Origin of the sequence: Ensifer sp. LC11, from assembly GCF_001695835.1 — a bacterium.
GTDB lineage: Bacteria > Pseudomonadota > Alphaproteobacteria > Rhizobiales > Rhizobiaceae > Ensifer.
This window is the reverse complement of record NZ_MBSO01000003.1, coordinates 94625-113512: the sequence shown is the minus strand read 5'-3', so window position 1 is coordinate 113512 and position 18888 is coordinate 94625. Positions and strand designations below refer to the sequence as shown.

Below are 18888 nucleotides of genomic sequence, written 5' to 3'. Positions count from 1 at the left end.
TAAGAAGGGCGCCGATCCAGAACGTCAAGCGCTGGAGCAAGAAGTTGCTATCTCAGGACCTGACGCAAGGCGGCTTGCGTTTCCTTGAGCAGCGGCAGATAGCGCGCCACCATATCTGCGGCCGCCACATGGGCCGCCGGAGCGCCGATGTTGAGCGCCGCGACGATCCGGCCGCGGTCGTTTTCGAGCGGAACGGCAATCGAACAGAGGCCAAGCTCCAGTTCCTGATCGATGAGCGCATAGCCCTGGTCGCGCACGCGGCGGAACTCGGCAACCAGGTCATCCGGGTCGGTTTTCGTATAGGGCGTGTTCGCCTTCAGGTTCGATCGCGCCAGGATCGCGCGGGCCTCCTGTTCCGGCAACGCCGCCAGCCACACCCGCCCCATGGAGGCGCAATAGGCTGGCAGACGCGAGCCGGTCGTCAGGTTGATCGACATCACCCGTTTTTGCGAGGCGCGAGCGATGTAGACGATTTCTGTGCCGTCGAGCACCGAGGCTGACGCGCTTTGGCCGGCGCGTTCCGAAAGCTGGTCGAGATAGGGCTGGATGATCGTCGGCAACGGCGTGGCCGAGAGATAGGCGTGGCCGAGCCTCAGGATCTTCGGTGTCAACGCGAAGAATTTGCCATCGTAGTCGGCGTAACCAAGCTCGGAAAGCGTCAGAAGGGAGCGCCTGACCGTCGCCCGGTCGAGCCCGGTGATCTTCGATGCCTCGGCAATCGACAGCTTCGGACGCGTTTCGTCGAAGGCTTCGATCACCGTCAGCCCTCTCGCAAATCCACTGACGAAATCGGTCTCTCGCATCGCCGCCTCCGCAAATCTATCCGAACAATTTTGTGCGATATACGAACAAAAGTCAAATACCGCACAAAATATTTGACCCGTCTCTCCGATCGGCGCTTATTGGCATGCGGAAGAGCAAGCCGCCCCGCCGCCCGTCAGGCCGCAGGCGCCAACAAACAGCAGACGAAGAGAGGAAACATGGCGAAGATCGTTTCGCTCGCCGAGGCCGTCGGCGACAATGTCAGGGATGGCGACACCGTCGCCATGGAAGGCTTCACCCATCTGATCCCCTATGCCGCGGGCCATGAGGTCATCCGCCAGGGCCGCAAGGATCTCTATCTCGTGCGCATGACGCCCGACATTCTCTACGACCAGCTGATCGGCGTGGGGGCGGCGCGTGGCATGAAGTTCTCCTGGGGCGGCAATCCGGGCGTCGGCTCGCTGCACCGCTTCCGCGATGCGGTCGAAAACCAGTGGCCGCGCCCGCTCGAAATCGAGGAACATTCCCATGCGGCGATGGCCAACGCCTATGAGGCGGGTGCCGCCAACCTGCCGTTTGCGACACTGCGCGGTTACATCGGCGCCGACCTGCCGAAGGTGAACCCCAACATCAAGTCGGTGACCTGCCCCTTTACCGGCGAGGTGCTCGCCGCGGTGCCGGCAATCCGCCCGGATGTGACGATCATTCACGCGCAACGCGCCGACCGGCAGGGCAATGTCCTGATCGAAGGCATCGTCGGCGTGCAGAAGGAAGCGGTTCTCGCTGCCAAGCGTTCGATCGTCACGGTCGAGGAGATCGTCGACGAGCTGAGGCCGCCATCGCCCAACTCGCTTGTGCTGCCGAGCTGGGCCGTCACATCCGTCGCCCATGTTCCCGGTGGCGCCTTCCCATCCTACGCGCATGGCTACTACCCGCGCTCCAACGCCTTCTACATCGGCTGGGATGAGATCGCCCGCGACCGCGATAGCTTCAGCGCCTGGATCAAGGAAAACGTACTCGACGCCAAGCCGGATGACTTCGCCAAGCATGCCGGTAGCCGAGCGGCAAAAGCGGCCTGAGGAGGATAGGATGAGCGACTTCACCCCCACCGAGATGATGACGATCGCCGCAGCCCGGGCGCTTTCCAACGACGACGTCTGCTTCGTCGGCATTGGCGCGCCGTCTGCCGCCTGCAACGTCGCCCGGCTGACGCATGCGCCGGATATCACGCTGATCTACGAAAGCGGCACGGTCGGAACCAAGCCGGATGTGCTGCCGCTCTCGATCGGCGACGGCGAGCTCTGCGACACTGCCCTCTTCACCGTCTCCGTGCCTGAGATGTTTCGCTACTGGCTGCAGGGCGGGCGCATCACCACCGGCTTCCTCGGCGGCGCGCAGATCGACAGGTTCGCCAATCTCAATACCACGGTCGTCGGTCCGTACGATCATCCGAAGGTGCGGCTGCCCGGCGGCGGCGGCGCACCGGAGATCGCCTCCAATTGCGGCCGGATCTTCATCACCATGGCATTGTCGAAGCGCGGCTTCGTCGAAAAGCTGCCGTTCATCACCTCCATGGGCCATGGCAAAGGCGGCAACCACCGCGAACGCTTGGGCATGAAGACCAAGGGGCCGACCCGCGTCATCACCGATCTCTGCATCCTGGAGCCGGATCCGGAAACCAAGGAACTGACGGTCGTTTCAATCCACCAAGGCGTGACGCGCGAGCAGATCGTCGAGAACTGCGGCTGGGCGATCAGGTTCGCCGAACAGGTGATCGAAACACCTGTGCCGACCGAGCTGGAACTTGCGACCCTGCGCGACATCAATGCCCGCACCAAGAAGGCGCACCAGGGCGACAAGGAGGTTGCATAATGGCCGAGGCTTTTATCTGCGACTATGTGCGCACCCCGATCGGCCGTTTCGGCGGCTCGCTCTCCTCGGTCCGGGCCGATGACCTCGGCGCGATCCCGCTCAAGGCGTTGATCGAGCGCAATGCCGAAGTCGACTGGGACGCGGTCGATGACGTCATCTTCGGCTGCGCCAACCAGGCGGGAGAGGACAACCGCAACGTCGCGCGCATGTCGCTGCTCTTGGCCGGCCTGCCGGTCGGCGTGACAGGCACGACGATCAACCGGCTCTGCGGCTCCGGCATGGATGCCGTCATCACCGCCGCCCGGGCAATCAAATCCGGCGAAGCCGAACTGATGATTGCGGGTGGCGTCGAGAGCATGTCGCGCGCACCCTTCGTGATGCCGAAGGCCGACACCGCGTTTTCGCGCAACGCCGAGATCTACGACACGACGATCGGCTGGCGTTTCGTCAACCCGATCATGAAGAAGCAGTACGGTGTCGATTCCATGCCGGAGACCGGCGAGCATGTCGCCGCGGACTTCCATGTGAGCCGCGAGGACCAGGATGCCTTTGCTGTCCGCAGCCAGGCGAAGGCGGCAGCCGCCCAAGCCAATGGCCGGCTGGCGAAGGAGATCGTTTCGGTGACGATCCCGCAGCGCAAGGGCGAACCTGTTATCGTCGATCGCGACGAGCATCCGCGCGCAACCACCATGGAGGCGCTTGCCAAGCTTGGCACGCCTTTCAAGAAGGAAGGCGGCACAGTGACGGCCGGTAACGCCTCCGGCGTCAACGACGGCGCGACCGCGCTGATCATCGCCTCGGAAGCGGCCGCAAAGAAATATGGTTTGCGGCCGATTGCGCGGATCCTTGGCGGTGCGACCGCCGGTGTGCCGCCGCGCATCATGGGCTTCGGCCCGGCACCGGCCTCGAAGAAGCTAATGGCTCGTCTCGGACTCACGCAGGCACAGTTCGACGTCATCGAACTCAATGAAGCCTTCGCCTCGCAGGGGCTCGCCACCTTGCGTAATCTCGGCATCGCCGACGACGACCCGCGCGTCAATCGCAACGGCGGCGCGATCGCGCTCGGCCATCCGCTCGGCATGTCCGGCGCCCGCATCACCGGCACTGCAGCACTCGAACTGCGCGAGACCGGTGGACGCTATTCGCTCTCGACCATGTGCATCGGCGTCGGCCAGGGCATCGCCGTGGCGCTGGAACGGGTCTGACCGACGCGAGAGTCCGCGGAAAGCAAGGGCCCGGCTTCTCAAAGACCGGGCTTTTTGCGTGCGACGGCTGATAACCGTGCTGAAGGAGGCTGGGCATCACCAAGACCTCCGTCATTCCTGTGCTTGTCACAGGAATCCAGTCAGCCCAAAGTCCTTGGGCTGAAAGGTCTCATGACCCGACAGACGTCGGGTCGCTGGATCCCCGCCACAAGGGCGAGGATGAGGGAGATTGGGGGACCTCTTTCGCCAAATACCGTTGTCAGCGTTTGGAGCGGCCACTTTATCGACCCTGCGCTACTCCGACCAGATCGCCACGTCGACAGGCCCGAGCTTGCGGTCACCGACATGGAAGGTCGCACCGGCGGCTGCCGGCACCTCGACGGCAGCCTTGCCGTAGTTGAACGCGAAGGTGAGCTTGCCGCGGCGGGTGATGCGCAGATCGCCGAGATCGGCCAGCGCCTCGACCGAGGCCCAGCCGAGCGCGTCACCGATGATCTTGTTCAGGAGTTCGCCGCGGGCGCCAGTTGCCATATAGCGCGCCTTGTCATTACCGACGAGCGCCGGAGCACCATTGCGGTAATCGCCCTCGAAGGTCGCAAGCACGGTTTCGCTGGTCCTGACCGTTTCGCGCCACACGCCGGCCGGATAGGTTTCGTTGCCGTAGAGCACGCTTTCGGCGTGAAACTCCGGCAGCGACTCGACGCGGGCGACGCTGACATCGATCAGCGAGGCGAGCGGGCCCGGCGGCAGGCCCTCGGGAATGTGCATGTCCTCGGTCTTGCTGCCGCTGCGCGGTCCGAACAGAACCTTGGCGCTCGAGGCCGCAAGCTTTCCGACGAAGGCCTGATCCGGGATGACCAAGTCAGGCGCCAGCACCAATTGGTAGCCGTCGAGATCCGAGTGCTGGCCGATGATGTCGACGTCAACGCCGAAGCGGGCAACGGTCGAATACCAGTCGAGCGCGATCTGCGACGCCAGATAGGTGCGGCCCTGTGGCAGCGCACGGGTCGCCCAGCGCGAATTGTAGTCGAGCACGATCGCAACCTTGGCCTTCGCGCGGCGCTCGCCCTTCGGCAGGCGCTTCATCTCCTCGGCGACCTGCGCGACTTCGAGATAGCCCTGGTCAGCCTCGCTGTTCGGCAAGAGCAGACCCGCATGGAACTGCTCCTGCGCAAACGGCACCTGACGCCAGCGGAAATAGGAGACCATGTCGACGCCGTGGGCATAGGCGAGCCAAGTCCAGAGCCGGACCATGCCGTCTGCCGGCGACTGGTTGTGCGAAGCCCAGTTCACCGGGCCCGGCTGCTGTTCCATCACCCAGACGCGGCCGTTGCCGACGGCGCGGTAGAGATCGTGGTTGAAGGCCGGCTGGTCGGGGTCACCGACGCGGAGGTAGCGACCCTTGTCTTCCGACGAGAGACGGCCGTTGAGCAGTCCACCCATCGGATAGACGTCCCAGGAGGCGATATCGATGTCTTCGCCGACCTTGTAGTGATCGAAGTCGGTGTTCTGCGACATGAAGTTGTGCGTCACCGGGCGGCCCGGTGAGTGCTTGCGGATGATGTCGACCTGCGCCTTGTTGAAGCTCTTCACCTGGTCGGAGGAGAAGCGGATGTAGTCGACGATATGGGTCGGGCTCGGTTCTTCCACCAGATTGTTCGGAAGCTCGACTTCGTCGAACGTCAGGTAGTTCATCGCCCAGAAGGCCGTGCCCCAGGCGCGGTTCAGTTCCTCGACCGTGCCGTAGCGGTCCGCCAGCCATTCGCGGAAAGCGCACAGCGCTTCGTCGGAATAGCTGTAGATCGTGTCGTGGTCGCCATATTCGTTGTCGGTCTGCCAGGCGTGCACGAAGGCGTTTCTGCCGTAGCGCTCGGCCATGGCTTCCGAGATCCGCGCAGCCTCAATGCGGTAGCGGCGGCTGGAGAAGCAGTAGTGGCGACGGGCGCCGAACTTGCGCACAACGCCGTTGACGTCGACGGGCAGGATATCCGGATAACGGTCGATCAGCCACTTCGGTGGTGCCGCGGTCGGCGTTCCCAAGATCACCTTGAGGCCGGCCTTGCCAAGCACCTCGATCGCGTCGTCCAGCCATTCCCAATGGAACTCGCCAGACCGCGGCTCGATCTTCGCCCAGGCGAATTCGCCGATGCGCACCCAGGCAAGGCCGAGCTCGACCATGCGGCGGGCGTCCTCTTCCCATTTTTCGCGCGGCCACTGCTCCGGATAGTAGCAGACGCCGAGTTCCAGCATGTCGGTCTGCTGCTCTTTGGCGTTGAAGCGGTTCGATCTCGTCAGGGGCATGTGCACGGGTCCGGTCCTTCGTCATGTCATTCGGCCGGTTGGGTCCAGCCTCAGGTCTTGTAATGCGCGCCCTTAAATATAAACGTTTATATTCAAGAGCATGAAAGCGCCCTGCTCGGGCGAAAAAGTCGTCAACGGTTCGGGTTCAAGCGGTCGTCGCAGCGCTCGATCAGATCAGGCATCAGCAGCGTCTGCAGCGCTTCCGGCGGCTCGCCCTCCATGCGCCTGAGGATATAGGCACCGAGCAAGCTGCTCGGCTCGCTGATCGGCAGGTAATAGGTGGTGATCGGCGGCGCGAAATACTGGCTGACGTTGAGATCGTCAGTCGCATTGATCACGGCGTCGCGCCCATGCACCAGTCCACGTTCGTGGAAGCCGGAGAAGGCGCCGAGCGCCGAAGCTTCATTGGCGCAGATATAGGCTGTCGGTGCGTTGGCGAGCTCGGACATGGTCAGCACATTCTCGCGGCCGAAGGCCGGCGTCAGCCGGCCATGGGCGACAAGTGCCGGATCAAAGGAAAGGCCCGCGACTTCGAGAGCGTGTTTGTAGGCTTCGAGCCGGGTGATGCCGTAGCTCAGATCCGAGAGCGGGTTGAGCAGCGCGATGCGGCGATGGCCGCGCTCGACCAGACGCGCCATCGACACCCGGATCATCTGTTCGTTGTCGGCATCCACATAGGCGTGCGGTGCATTGTGGATGCTGGTGCCGTAGGTCACGAACGGGAAGTCCGCCGCCTGCATGGTGCGGATGCGCGGGTCGTCGGCGCGCGTGCCCGAGATGATGATGCCGTCGGCCTTCTTCAGAGAAACGATCTGCTTGATGACCGCCTGGCTTTCCTCGAAGTTGCGGACGGCATAGAGCGAGACGCGATAGGGACTGTCTTCGAGCGCCCAGGAAATACCGCTCAAAAGCTGGGCGTATTCGACGCCTTCCCACTCGTTCTGCTTCGGCCCCGGCGCGGTCATGATCGCGGCGACCTGATAGGTCTTGCCGGTGCGCAACTGCACGCCATGCATGTTGAGTTCATAGCCGACGCGTGTCGCCGCTTCGATCACGATCGCGCGCGTTTCCGGGCGAACCTGAGGCGAATGCTTCAGGGCCTTGGAAACGGTGGCGATGGAAAGCCCTGTCTCCTGCGCGATGGTCTTGATCGTCGGTCTCTGCATGGCGTCTCAGTTCGTCACGGGTTGCTAGATCACGATGATTTGGGTCGGCTGAGCGATGCCGCCAGCTGAAGATAGACTGCGGATGTCCAGGCGAATGCGCGATCGCGAAGGCCCCTCCCCGACCGCGCATCGAAGTTTTCGGCCATACCGCTTTTGCTGGCAAGTGAACAGAACTTTTCCGCGACCTCATGCGCAAGTTCAATCTTCCCTTGCCGGCGCAGACCATCCCAGAGGAGAAGCGTGGTCGGCGCCCAGATGGGCCCACGCCAGTAGCCGTCGTCCTCGTAGAAGGAACTCTGCGGGCTTTCGGTCGCTGGGCCCCATGCGGTGATGAAGCCGCCGGCCAGAAGCCTGGCAACGAGCTTTTCGCGCATGTCGGGTGCCAGGCGTGCACCCAGCAACAGCGGCATGAACTGGATGAGATTGTTTCCAGGCAGAACCCGCTCCGGATCTGCAGCAAGCCGCGCGCCGAAGGTTTCGCCAGTCCACAGCCGTTCAAACAACAACGCCTGCAGGTCGTCAGCCTTCTGCCGCCACATCGTCTGACGTTCCACATCATCTTCCAGCAGCGTCGCCAGCGTCTCGCAGGCAAGGATCAGGAAGACCGGCAAGTCCGGCGAAATCACCGGCCCGCCCTCGGCAAAGAAGGTGGCATTGTCCCAGCCGCTGTCGTTGCCGTGGAAATAGGACGGCAGGCTCGTCGCATCCGTACGGCCATAAGTCAGCCAATAGTCGACCTGCTTGCCGATCGCGTCACGCAGGTAGGACTTGCGCTCGCCCGTCAGGAAGGATGGGTCGGCAGCCGCAATCAGCGACACTGCCCAGCCGTGCACCGGCGGCTTGGTGAAGGCGAAGAGCACGTCGCGGTCGTTGATATAGTCCGGCAGCAAGCCGGACGCATCCTGATGATCGAAGATCACTGCCAACTGGTCGAAGGCAAGCTCCTGATCGACAGAGGCAACGCCGAGGGCGGAAAAGGCGTTGTCCCAGCTCCAGATGTTAATCATGTGGTTCTTGGACATGTAGATCGCCGGCCGCGTCAGAGTGCCGCCAGCGGGCACGCCGTTCGCCCAGAGCAGATAGCTTGCCAGCCGATGCGCTTCGTTCTGGCCGGTAACGCCCCTCGGAACGCGCGCGTACCACTCGGCGAATTCGTCCGTCGCACCCGAAAGGGCCTCGGCGAAATCGCCGGGTTGAGCGGCAGGCGGCACGGTGCGGAAGAAATCGACATTGCCCTCGAAGGCATCCGCGCCCGAGAAGGCAAAGGAAACGTCTTCCGAGTGATCGCGCTGCCAGGCGCCCGTGATCTTAAGATCACCTGTGATTGCCCGTGGGATGAACTTCACGTTCTCAACCGCGGCCACCAGGCAATCCTCGCCGTTGGGCGTGCGATAGACATAGTCATAGCGGGAGCCTTCGAGATGGAAGCGCACGCCGGCCCTCTTGCCGACAACATGCAGGCGTTCACCCTCACCGATGACGAAGGTGACCTCGCCTTCGCCGACGCGGGCGTCGAGCCGCTCCGGGGAGAGCACGAACACGGGCGTCACGGTCTCGCCAGCCGCATCGAGAAATTCGACACGGCAGAGGCGGCCGAGTGACGGCCGCTCGTCGCCGCCGGCGACATGACGGAGATAAAGCGCCCGCTCGCCATCGCGACCCGGAACACGCATCGTCGAGAGCGTCAGGAACCGGCCCCTGCGGCTGAAGGGGACTGTGTCGATATCGAACAGCATGCCGTTATCCCTTCACCGACGAACCGACCGCGCCATCCATGATGTAGCGCTGGGCGACGAAGAACAGCGCGAGCGGCGGCAGGCAGAGGATCACGGTGATCGCGGCGATCGAGGTCACGTCCACCTCGTGCAGGCCCTTGAACATCGAGAGGCCGAGCGTGAGTGTGTATTTCGACTGGTCGTTGAGAAAGATCAGCGGACCGAGATAGTCGTTCCAGGCGTTCATGAAATGGAAGGTGCCGACCAGCACCAGCGCCGGCATCATCAGTGGCAGATGGATGCGCCAATAGATGTCGAAGGCGTTGGCGCCGTCCATGCGCGCCGCCTCGTCGATTTCGACAGGCACGGTCATGATGTATTGGCGAAGAAGGAAGACGAAGAAGGCATCGGCGAAATAGGCCGGCACGATCAAGGGCTTCAGCGTGTTGATCCAGCCGAGCAGGTTGAACTCCATGTAGAGCGGGATCATCTTCACGTCCCACGGGATCATCATGGTGGCGAGCAGCAGAATGAACAGGGGATCGCGGCCGGGAAAGCGGAAGCGGGCGAAGCCGTAGGCGACGAGCGAGCTTGAGATCAACTGGCCGATCGTCGACAGCACCACAACGATCAGCGAGTTGGTGAGATAGGTGCCGAAGGGCTGCTTGTTCCAGGCGGCGGCAAAATTCTCCCAATGCCATTCGGACGGCCAGAAGACCGGCGGGAACTGGTAGAGTTCGGCGGTGCTTTTGATCGCCGTCATGAAGGTCCAGTAGAACGGCGCGATAAACAGCGCCGAGAGCAGGATGAGCGCGGAATAGAGCAGCGTCTTACGCATGGCCGTCTCCATCGTTCTGGCGGACTTCGCCTTCGTAATAGACCCAGGCAGCCGACCAGCGCATCACGCCGAGGCTGAGCAGCAGCACGATGATGAACATCACCCAGGAGCCGGCGGCGGCATAACCCATGTCGAAATACTTGAAGGCGTTGTCGTAGATGTACATGGCGAAGAAATAGGTGGAGCCGAGCGGTCCGCCCTTGGTCAAAAGCAGCGCGATCGTCAGTTGCTGGAAGGCGGAGATGATCGAGGTAATGAAGGTGAAGAGCAGCATCGGCCCGAGCATCGGAAGGGTGATGAACACCATCTGCGCCCAGCCGGGAACGCCCGAGACGGTCGCCGCCTCATAGAGTTCCTTCGGGATCGCCTTGAGGCCGGTCAAGAGGATCAGCATGGTGCCACCGAGCCCCCAGAGGCTGGCAATGATGATGGCGATGATCGCAAGGTTGGGATCGCCGAGCCAGTTCGGCCCGTCGATGCCGACGAAGGACAGCATGAAATTCAGAAGGCCGTATTCCCTGCTGTAGATCCAGCTCCAGATCGTCACAAGCGCGACACCGGAAATGACGCTCGGCAGGTAGAAGGCGGTGCGGAAGAAGCCGCTGGCAAAGCGGATATGGTGCAGCATGAGCGCCAGCAGGAACGACATGACGATGTTGAACGGCACGTAGATCGCCGCGAACTTCACCGTGATCCAGAGGCTCTCCCAGAACTGCTGATCCTCGAAGAGCATGGAGCGGTAGTTGTCGAGGCCGACGAAAGTGCGCTCGCCGACGACAGGCCAGTCGTAGAAGCTCATCGTCAGCGAGAAGACGAGGGGCCCGAGCGTGAAGAACAGGAACCCGAGGATCCACGGGGAGATGAACAGATAGGCCACGATGTGGCGCGCAAACGCCGAGCGCTTGCGTTTTGCCACGGTCGGCGCCGCCGCTGTTGCATAGGTCATGTCCATCTCCCAGGCTCCTTGTCCTACTTGACCAGCCGCTTCGAGCGGGCGACCGCATCGTCGAGATGCTGCTTGGCATTGCCCTGGTCGATCATCGTCGCCTCAATGGCGCGGGCGAGATTGTCCTGGACCTTGCTCCAGTTGGCGTTCTTCAGGAACGCGTGGGTCTCGGTGTTGGAGGTGACGAGAATGTCGAAGAAGGGCTTGTAGATCGGGTCCTTGGTCATGCCCTTTTCCTCCGCGACGCTGGTGCGCACCGGCAGGTCGTTGACGCGCATGACGACAGCTTCCGGCGAGGAGAAGAACTTGACGAATTCCCAGGCGAGATCAGGATGGGCCGCATCCTTGGCGATCGAGATCGCCGAGACGCCGAGTGCGGAATGGGCGGTCTTGTCGCCGAACTTCGGCAGCGGCGCCACGCCATACTTGATACCGGACGCATCGATACCGGACTTCGACCACATGGCGCTCTGGAACATTGCGATCTTGCCACCCTTAAAGAGCGTGCTGCCCGACGTGTCGTCGCCGAGATTGAGCGTGATCGCTTCCTGTTTCTTGGCCATGTCGCCGAACATATCGAGCACTTGCGCTGCCGCATCGCTGTTCATGTAGCCGTCGATCTTTTTGCCGTCGTCGGAGATGTACTTGGTGCCATTCGACCAGAGGAATTGCTCGAAGTCGTAAGGGTCGGGCTTGGCATCGACGGCGAAGCCATAGACTTTGTTCGGCTCGTCGCGGAACTTCGCCGCCTTGGCGCGCAGGTCGTCCCAGGTCCAGCCGTCCTTCGGCTCCTCGACGCCGGCCTTGGCGAACATGTCCTTGTTGTAGAAGACCACCTGCGTGGTGAAGCCCGACGGCATGCCGTAGGTCTTGCCCTCGACGCGAACCGTGTTCATCAGGCCCTTCGGGAAATCGTCCGGCTTGATCTCGGCCGCATCCTTGGCGATCAGATCGTCGAGCGGCTTCAGCGACGTGTAGTATTGCGGGAAGTTCCACATATACATGACGTCAGGCGGGTTACCGGCGCCGAAGGCGGCGATCAGCTTCTGATCGTAGCCATCCGCATAGGGTTCCACCTGAACCTTCACGCCCGGGTGCTTCTCCTCGAACTTCTTGGCGATTTCCTGCTGGATCGCCAGGCTCTCGTCCGTGTCCCAGGTCGCAAAACGCAAGGTCTCTTCCGCGCGGGCCGTGGCGGTTCCGGCGATCGCCAGAACCAGCAGCGAGCCGATGATCGACTTCCTGTTAAGCATGCTTCTCCTCCTCCTTCGGGTTACGCGACCCGCTTTGCCTTTTCCTGATTGATGAGCGCCTGGGTCTCGACATCGAGCCGGCGCGCGACCGCCTGACCGTCGCCATCGAACAGATGGCAATGCTCGGCGGCCAAGCGCAGATGCACGCGCTCGCGAGCCGAAACCGGATGCGTGCCGCGCACGACGGCGGTCATGTCGCCGCCGTTCTCAAGGCTGATATGGACGTGGCTTTCGGTGCCGAGCCGCTCGACCAGGCGCACGTCGCCGACGAGATGGCCTTCCTCGGCGGAAACCAGCTCGATCTTGTCCGGGCGAATGCCGAGTGTCACCGACTTGGGCTTGGCGACCGGCGCTGCAGACTGCATCTCGAGCGTCAGCGGATGGGCAAGACCGCCGCCATTGAGCGTCACTGACGTGTCAACCTGCCCTGTCACTTCGGTCGTGACGAAGTTCATGCGCGGCGAACCGATGAAGCCGGCGACGAACAGGTTTGCGGGTTGATAGAAGAGTTCGAGCGGCGTGCCGAACTGGCTGACCTTACCCTTGTCGAGCACCACGACGCGATCGGACAGCGTCATCGCCTCCACCTGGTCATGGGTCACATAGATCATCGTCACGCCGAGACGCTCATGCAGCGCTGCAAGCTCGACGCGCATGGTGACGCGCAGCCCCGCATCGAGGTTCGACAGCGGCTCGTCGAGCAGGAAAAGCTTCGGCTCGCGCACGATCGCACGACCGATCGCCACGCGCTGGCGCTGGCCGCCGGAAAGCTGGCGCGGCTTGCGGGCCAGCAATTCCTTGATGCGCAGGATGTCGGCGGCGTTGTCGACGCGGCGATCGATCTCGTCACGCTTCATGCCGTTGAGCGCCAGGCCGAAGGACAGGTTCTTGCGCACATTCATGTGCGGGTAGAGCGCATAGTTCTGGAAGACCATGGCGATGTCGCGTTTGGCCGACGCCACCTCGGTGATGTCGCGCTCGCCGAGGCGGATCGAGCCACCGTCGAGATCCTCAAGCCCGGCGATCGAGCGCAGCAGCGTGCTCTTGCCGCAGCCCGACGGGCCGAGGAAGCAGACGAACTCGCCATCGGCGATATCGAGGTTGATACCCTTCAAGACTTCGAGCGAACCAAAGCCTTTGCGCAAATTGTCGATGCGGATCGCTGCCAACGGGCCCTCCCTGCCGGCGGAGCGCTTAGCGGAGGCCAATGGCACAAGCCTTGCGCTTAGTTAAACGTTTATATGCACGATAAAAACGTTTAACTTTCTTGTAAAGGGAAAAATCGCGTCGATCCGACTTTGCTGTTGAAGTTCGTGGCCAACAGCAAAACGGCCACCCGAAGGCGGCCGTTTTGGTGTTTCTTGTCAGCGGGTTAGAGCAGTCTCAGGAAATGTGTGAAGCGGCATTCCGTCAGGAATTGCGTCATCTCAAATGATCCAGACGCCCGAGCGTCTCGTCGAGCGCGTTGAGGAAATAGTCGCAATCCTCAGCACTGAAGGGTGCCGGCGGCTTCACCTTCAGAACATTGTGGTGCGACCCCTCGCTGCTCAGCAGAATCCGGTGCTTGCGCTTCATCTCGGCGATGATGAAATCAAGCTCGCGGGCTGCCGGCTCCAGCGTGTCGCGGTCGCGCACCAGTTCGATGCCGTTGAAGAGGCCATGGCCTCTGACATCGCCGATGATCGCATATTTGCTCGCAAGTGCCCGGGCGCCGTCCATCAGCCGGTCGCCGACGACACGGCAATGGTTCATCAGCCGCTCGTCGCGAATGACGTCGAGCACCGCAAGGCCAATTTCGGCCGAAACCGGGTTGCCGCCGAAAGTGTTGAAATACTCCATGCCGTTGGCAAACGAGGCGGCGATGGCTTCCGTGGTGACGACGGCCGCCATCGGGTGGCCGTTGCCAATCGGCTTGCCCATGGTGACGATGTCAGGCACCACACCCTGCAACTCGTGCGCCCACATGTGGCTGCCGACGCGACCGAAGCCGACCTGCACCTCGTCGGCAAGGCAAAGGCCGCCTGCGGCGCGCACATGCGCATAGGCTTCGCGCAGATAACCTTCTGGCAGTGACAGTTGCCCGCCGGTGCCGAGAATGCCCTCGCTGAAGAACAGCGCCGGACGGCGGCCGTCGGCGGCAAGGGCCGCAACCTGGTTGCGCACGTCCTCGGCATACTTCGTTCCCGCATGCTCATCACCGTAGCGGTAGCGCCCGCGGTAGAGGTCAGGCATCTCGGCGACCTTCACATGTGCCTGCCGCCCTTCCCCGCCCTTGCCGGCGAACTTATAGGGGCTGACGTCGATGAGGCTCGAAAGATGGCCATGATAGGCATGGTCGACCGTGATGACATCGCGGTTGCCGGTATGGGCACGCGCCAGCCGGATGGCGAGGTCGTTGGCCTCGCTGCCGGAATTGACGAAGAAGCAGACGTTGAGCGTATCCGGGAACAGCGCGGCGAGCCGCCGCGAATATTCGACCAGCGAATCGTGCAGGTAGCGTGAATTGGTGTTGAGCCGCTGCATCTGCGCCTGCGCCGCCTTGACGACGCGGGGGTGGCAATGGCCGACGTGGCAGACATTGTTGACCATGTCGAGCCAGCGCGTCCCCTCCTCGTCGATCAGATGCGCGCCCTCGCCACCGACGATCTTCAACGGTGCTGAGCTATAGGCGATGCTCAGCGACCGACCGATACGGCGGTGGCGCTCGCGCACCAGGAATTCCTTGTCGCGCGGAACGATCACCGAGACCGGAACCGAGAGACCTAGCACAACGCTCGGGTCCGGGCTCACCTCGCGCCACACCTGCCACTGGTCGCGCACGCCGACCCCATGCATCTGCCCACCAAGGCCGAGGTGATCGGTAACGATCTGGAAATGCAGATGCGGCGCCCAGTTGCCGTTTTCTGCGGCCGCGCCGAAGGCGGCAAAGACCTCGCCCTTGGCGATCGCCTGCCCCTTGGAGAGCCTGGCGATGCTGTCGCGGGAGAGGTGACCATAGAGCGTCCAGAAGCGGAGGCCATCTGCGATCTCATGTTCTAAGAGCACCGTCGGGCCGAACCCGTAGGGAACGGCATCGTCGTGGATGAAGGCGACCTTGCCGGCAAAGGGCGCCGAAACCGGCTCCCCAGCCGGCGCGAAGATATCGACGCCGAGGTGCACCGAGCGCCGCGCACCTTCCACCGCCGTCTCATAGGCGTCGCCCTGGTAAATCCCTCGATCCTCACCATAGAGGCCGATGCCGAAGGCGGCGTGCTCGCTGCCGATCTGCGCCGCGATGCGGGCTTCAGCTTCCGCAGCGTCGAGTCTTGCCCATTGCGCCGCTTCCGGCCCGGAAGCGGAGAAGTCGAAGACTGCGACCTTTGGCTTGGCAGCTTCTGGCCGCACGATCGGCGCAAAATCATGCGCGCTCTTTTCGAGCCAGCGCACGACGGCGGCGGCATGCGGGATCGGCGCGAGGCCGCAGGCATCGCGGATACGGGCGATCGCGATCGTCCGGTTCTCGCTCTGGAGTCTCTTCAGTTCCCGCCAGACATCCTCCTGGCTGACAAGCAGGTAGGTATTGTCAGGATTGTCGCGGATCTGCTTGGCCGCCATGCACATGCTGACGGCGTAACGCGTGAGCACCAGATCGAAGACCAGTTCGATTTCGGTTTCATTCAGCGGGTTTACCTGATGATAGGCTCCGGCAAGCGCGGCGATGGTCCCGACGGGATCGGCGGATCCGATCAGCGCATAGGCCGAGGCGACAGCGACCTCGATCACCCGCCAGGTCTCGACCATGTCGCCGAAATCGAGCAGACCACTGACCTGACCTGCCTCGTCGAGCAGTACATTGTAGTCGTTGGCGTCGTTGTGAATGACCTGCATCGGGCAGGTCGTTAGGCGCGGCAGGACCGTCGAAGTGAAATGATCGAGGATCGTGTCGACCGTCACCCGCTTATCGGCGCCGTCAATCAGTTCCACGTGTTTGCGGTGCATGTCGGCTCGGCCGATATCCCAGGCATAGAGGCGCTTGGCGCCGGCATGGGAAAAATCCTCCAAGTTGCGATCGAGACCGGCCAGCAGACGGCCGAGGCTTTCGGCACTGGTGGCGCTGCGTACCGGCGCTTTTGCCCAGGTGTCGCCGGGCAGCCAGGAGAGAAGCCTTGCCGTCCGAGGTCCGCGAAGTTCGATCTGGCTGCTGACGGCGCCGGAGCGATCGCGCAACGCCCGCGAGACCGGCAGATCCGATGCCTTGGCGGCCATGTGTTCGAGCACCGCCATCTGCATGCCGAGCTCGTCGGCATCGCCGGCGGCATGCAGCTTCAGCAGATACTCTTGGCCGTCGGCGGCCGAGACCCGGTAATTGAGGTCATGTTCGCCCGGCAGTGGCGAGAGGCGTGCCTCGATCCCATAGCTGTCGCGCAGCCACGCCCGGATCGTTGCCAGTTCCCGTTCGATCTTCAAATCATGCTCTGCCATTGTCTCTGCCCGTCCTGTCACCACGAAACCCGTCGCCCGTCATAGGCGCGGAAACTGCCGCTAGCGGCCAAATCTGCCCTGTCGATGATCGCTTTCAGCCCGGCCGCACTGTCGGCGACAGAAACGACCGCCTCGCTGCCGCCCATATCCGTCTGCACCCAGCCGGGATGCAATGAGAGCACGGAGATCCCATCTCCCTTCAGATCCTGGGCGAGCTTGACCGTCGCCATGTTCAGCGCCGCCTTCGAACAGCGGTAGGCATAGTCGCCGTCATCATCGTCGAGCGTGCCCTCAGCAAGCGAGCCGGCACGGCTGCTGATATTGGCGACCACCCGGCGCTCGCCGGCCCTTAAATTGGCCAGCAGCGCCCGCGTCAGCAGAAGCGGCGCCAGCGTGTTGACCCGTATCACGTCGAGGAAGTCGCCGGCCTTAAGCGTTGCGAGGCCGCCGGTATCGCCGCGCACAGCCGCATTGTTGATCAGCACGTCGATCGCCACGCCCTGGAGCGCTTGCCCCAGAGCATCGATCGAAGCGGGATCGGCAACGTCGAGCGCCAGCCGGTCCGACGCGCCTGCGTGCGGGACCCGCGCGCAGGCGATGACACGCCAGCCGTCCCCGTCGTAGATCCGCGCCAGTTCGGCGCCAAGCCCGCGGGAGGCCCCTGTGATCAGGACCGTCGATCGCCTAGCGGTGCTTGATGTCATATTTCCGCTCGATCATGTTGACGAGGCTTGCGGCTGCAAGCGTCAGGAAGATGTAGAAGATCGCCGCCGAGTTATAGGGTGCGAACGGCAGGAAGCTTGCCGACTGGAACTCGCGCATGCGCTGGGTGATGTCGCGGATCGACAGGATCGACAAGAGCGACGTGTCTTTCAGGATCGCGATCAGTTCGTTGCCGAGCGGCGGAATAATGATGCGGAAGGCCTGCGGCAGGACGACTAGACGCGCCGTCTGCCAGCGATTGAGGCCGATGCTGCGCGCCGCCTCGACCTGACCGACCGGAATGGCATTGATGCCCGAGCGGAAGATTTCGGCGAGATAGGCCGAATAGGCAAGCGCCATGGCGACGATGCCGCGCATCAGGTTCGGCGGATCGAGCACGCCTTGCGTCGCGTCCTTGAGCGCCCCGCTCAAGGGCAGGCCGACATAGAGAACGATGACCAGCATCGGAATACCGCGGATCGTGTCGACGATGAATTCCGATCCGATCGCCAGAGGATGGCGCTGATGCAGGTAGCCACCGAAGGTCAAGAGACCGAGGATGATGGCGAGCACGGCGACGGTGACGCCGGCGGCGCGATCGCGATCGTTGAGCGCCTCGGTCTTCCAGAGTACCGGCATATCGGCCGGCGCGGACGCGGCCGGCAGCAGCGCTGCCGAGACGCCCTCGCCCTTGGCGATCGATGCCAACGCCTCCGTCGGCCCGACGAAGGTGCGCACAGGCGTTTCCGTCTGCGGCGCGCCATCGTACTGGCCGAAGCGCACGGCGCTGATGAGGCCCGCCGGCGTATTGGTGACGATCCCGACCTTGCCCTCGAGCGTACCGGCCAGCACATAGGTATCGCGTGGTTGCAGCAGGAACCAGCCGGCGGCAAGAGCCAGTACCAGCGTGGCAATGGCGAAATAGAGGCTGGTCCTGACCGTCGAATGCAGTTGCAGCAACCCGACCCAGACGAGGCCCATCAGCGCCGCGAGGATATAAGCGGCGATCGCCGCGCGAATGGTGGTCGCAACGCCTGCGGCAAAGGCGATATGGGCAAAGAAGAAAATGAAGACGAGACCGGCGCCGTTGACAAGGCCGAGGACCCAGCGGGCGACACGTCTTGCCCGTTCACCGGACGGTTCGCCGAAACGACTGCTCAGGAAATGAAGGCCAAGCCCCACCAGGGTTAAAGCGAAATAGGCGGGGAACAGCCAGCCTTCGACACCGCGCACCATCAGGTCGGCCGCCTCGGTCAGCTGCCGCGGCGTCACGCCCTTGACGATCAGCGTCGACTTGAACGGATCGACTCCGTTCGCCACCACAGAAGCGATGAACGGGTGGATGTTATGGCCGATGACGAGCACGGCGGCCGCGACAAGATTGAGCACGGCTGCAATGTTCGCCAGGCGCGGCCGCGGCGCTTTCGCGCGCGAGAACACGAGCACGGCGATGCCCGACGCGAACGCGATCGCCAGCGCCAGGAAGCCCGGCACGAAGGCCGACGAGCCGTTTTCGACGCCGAGGATTGCCCTCAGCGAGCGCTGATAGTCGCCGGAGGAAATGAAGAGATAGATGATGAAGGGCAGCGCGGTCAGGATGATCAGATTGCTCGGACGCACGCTTCTCAGGAACGACATTCATTCCTCCGGGGGCATAGAATTAGACT

13 protein-coding genes and 1 pseudogene are annotated in these 18888 nt (G+C 62.9%); 3 read left to right on the top strand and 11 right to left on the bottom strand.

From position 1 onward, the window contains the following. Window positions 1–47: 47 nt before the first annotated feature. Window positions 48–803 carry an IclR family transcriptional regulator gene (locus BBX50_RS02350; RefSeq protein ID WP_065773711.1) on the bottom strand — a complete coding sequence of 252 codons (756 nt, stop codon included), beginning with the start codon at window positions 801–803 and terminating at the stop codon, window positions 48–50. A 177-nt stretch (window positions 804–980) separates the two neighbouring features. Between BBX50_RS02350 and BBX50_RS02345 the strand changes: the two genes are divergently transcribed. Genes BBX50_RS02345 through pcaF form a run of 3 tightly spaced genes read left to right on the top strand, consistent with a single transcriptional unit; the run spans window position 981 to window position 3839 of the window. Continuing rightward, a complete protein-coding gene (locus BBX50_RS02345) occupies window positions 981–1841 on the top strand; it encodes a CoA transferase subunit A (RefSeq protein ID WP_065773710.1) in 861 nt (286 codons plus the stop codon). 10 nt (window positions 1842–1851) lie between these two features. Beyond that, window positions 1852–2634, top strand: a complete 783-nt coding sequence (locus BBX50_RS02340; RefSeq protein ID WP_065773709.1) for a CoA-transferase subunit beta — start codon at window positions 1852–1854, stop codon at window positions 2632–2634. Continuing rightward, entirely contained in the window at window positions 2634–3839 is a 1206-nt protein-coding gene (gene pcaF / locus BBX50_RS02335; RefSeq protein WP_065773708.1) for a 3-oxoadipyl-CoA thiolase, read from the top strand. The genes BBX50_RS02340 and pcaF overlap by 1 nt, the downstream gene beginning before the upstream one ends. Before the next feature lie 294 nt (window positions 3840–4133). Here the strand turns inward: pcaF and BBX50_RS02330 are convergent, their stop codons facing one another. The 10 genes and pseudogenes from BBX50_RS02330 to BBX50_RS02285 all read right to left on the bottom strand — a co-directional run bounded on the left by BBX50_RS02330 (window position 4134) and on the right by BBX50_RS02285 (window position 18859). Then, a complete protein-coding gene (locus BBX50_RS02330; RefSeq protein ID WP_065773707.1) occupies window positions 4134–6146 on the bottom strand; it encodes a beta-galactosidase in 2013 nt (670 codons plus the stop codon). Window positions 6147–6271: 125 nt separating this feature from the next. After that, a complete protein-coding gene (locus BBX50_RS02325) occupies window positions 6272–7306 on the bottom strand; it encodes a LacI family DNA-binding transcriptional regulator (protein WP_065773706.1) in 1035 nt (344 codons plus the stop codon). 29 nt (window positions 7307–7335) lie between these two features. Further along, on the bottom strand, window positions 7336–9042 hold the full coding sequence (locus BBX50_RS02320) for a trehalase family glycosidase (protein WP_065773705.1): 1707 nt from the start codon (window positions 9040–9042) through the stop codon (window positions 7336–7338). 4 nt (window positions 9043–9046) lie between these two features. Next, window positions 9047–9859, bottom strand: coding sequence for a carbohydrate ABC transporter permease (locus BBX50_RS02315; protein ID WP_065773704.1), 813 nt, complete (start codon window positions 9857–9859; stop codon window positions 9047–9049). Continuing rightward, window positions 9852–10805, bottom strand: coding sequence for a sugar ABC transporter permease (locus tag BBX50_RS02310; protein ID WP_244513258.1), 954 nt, complete (start codon window positions 10803–10805; stop codon window positions 9852–9854). Before BBX50_RS02310 ends, BBX50_RS02315 begins: the two co-directional genes overlap by 8 nt. Window positions 10806–10828: 23 nt before the next feature. Then, complete coding sequence (locus BBX50_RS02305) at window positions 10829–12058, bottom strand: sugar ABC transporter substrate-binding protein (RefSeq protein WP_065773702.1); 1230 nt, start codon at window positions 12056–12058, stop codon at window positions 10829–10831. Next, window positions 12051–13227 (bottom strand): annotated as a pseudogene (gene ugpC, locus BBX50_RS02300) (sn-glycerol-3-phosphate ABC transporter ATP-binding protein UgpC). Before ugpC ends, BBX50_RS02305 begins: the two are co-directional and overlap by 8 nt. A 253-nt stretch (window positions 13228–13480) precedes the next feature. After that, entirely contained in the window at window positions 13481–16519 is a 3039-nt protein-coding gene (locus tag BBX50_RS02295) for an aminotransferase class III-fold pyridoxal phosphate-dependent enzyme (RefSeq protein WP_065773700.1), read from the bottom strand. Window positions 16520–16536: 17 nt separating this feature from the next. After that, entirely contained in the window at window positions 16537–17223 is a 687-nt protein-coding gene (locus BBX50_RS02290) for an SDR family oxidoreductase (protein ID WP_065773699.1), read from the bottom strand. Beyond that, window positions 17204–18859, bottom strand: coding sequence for an amino acid ABC transporter permease (locus BBX50_RS02285; RefSeq protein WP_065773698.1), 1656 nt, complete (start codon window positions 18857–18859; stop codon window positions 17204–17206). Before BBX50_RS02285 ends, BBX50_RS02290 begins: the two co-directional genes overlap by 20 nt. Window positions 18860–18888 lie beyond the last annotated feature (29 nt).

Excerpts from the sequence above, each read along its gene's own strand:
- BBX50_RS02350 (WP_065773711.1), bottom strand. The coding sequence starts at position 803 with ATGCGAGAGACCGATTTCGTCAGTGGATTTGCGAGAGGGCTGACGGTG.
- BBX50_RS02345 (WP_065773710.1), top strand. The coding sequence starts at position 981 with ATGGCGAAGATCGTTTCGCTCGCCGAGGCCGTCGGCGACAATGTCAGG.
- BBX50_RS02340 (WP_065773709.1), top strand. The coding sequence starts at position 1,852 with ATGAGCGACTTCACCCCCACCGAGATGATGACGATCGCCGCAGCCCGG.
- pcaF (WP_065773708.1), top strand. The coding sequence starts at position 2,634 with ATGGCCGAGGCTTTTATCTGCGACTATGTGCGCACCCCGATCGGCCGT.
- BBX50_RS02325 (WP_065773706.1), bottom strand. The coding sequence starts at position 7,306 with ATGCAGAGACCGACGATCAAGACCATCGCGCAGGAGACAGGGCTTTCC.
- BBX50_RS02320 (WP_065773705.1), bottom strand. The coding sequence starts at position 9,042 with ATGCTGTTCGATATCGACACAGTCCCCTTCAGCCGCAGGGGCCGGTTC.
- BBX50_RS02315 (WP_065773704.1), bottom strand. The coding sequence starts at position 9,859 with ATGCGTAAGACGCTGCTCTATTCCGCGCTCATCCTGCTCTCGGCGCTG.
- BBX50_RS02310 (WP_244513258.1), bottom strand. The coding sequence starts at position 10,805 with ATGACCTATGCAACAGCGGCGGCGCCGACCGTGGCAAAACGCAAGCGC.
- BBX50_RS02305 (WP_065773702.1), bottom strand. The coding sequence starts at position 12,058 with ATGCTTAACAGGAAGTCGATCATCGGCTCGCTGCTGGTTCTGGCGATC.
- BBX50_RS02295 (WP_065773700.1), bottom strand. The coding sequence starts at position 16,519 with ATGGCAGAGCATGATTTGAAGATCGAACGGGAACTGGCAACGATCCGG.
- BBX50_RS02290 (WP_065773699.1), bottom strand. The coding sequence starts at position 17,223 with ATGACATCAAGCACCGCTAGGCGATCGACGGTCCTGATCACAGGGGCC.
- BBX50_RS02285 (WP_065773698.1), bottom strand. The coding sequence starts at position 18,859 with ATGTCGTTCCTGAGAAGCGTGCGTCCGAGCAATCTGATCATCCTGACC.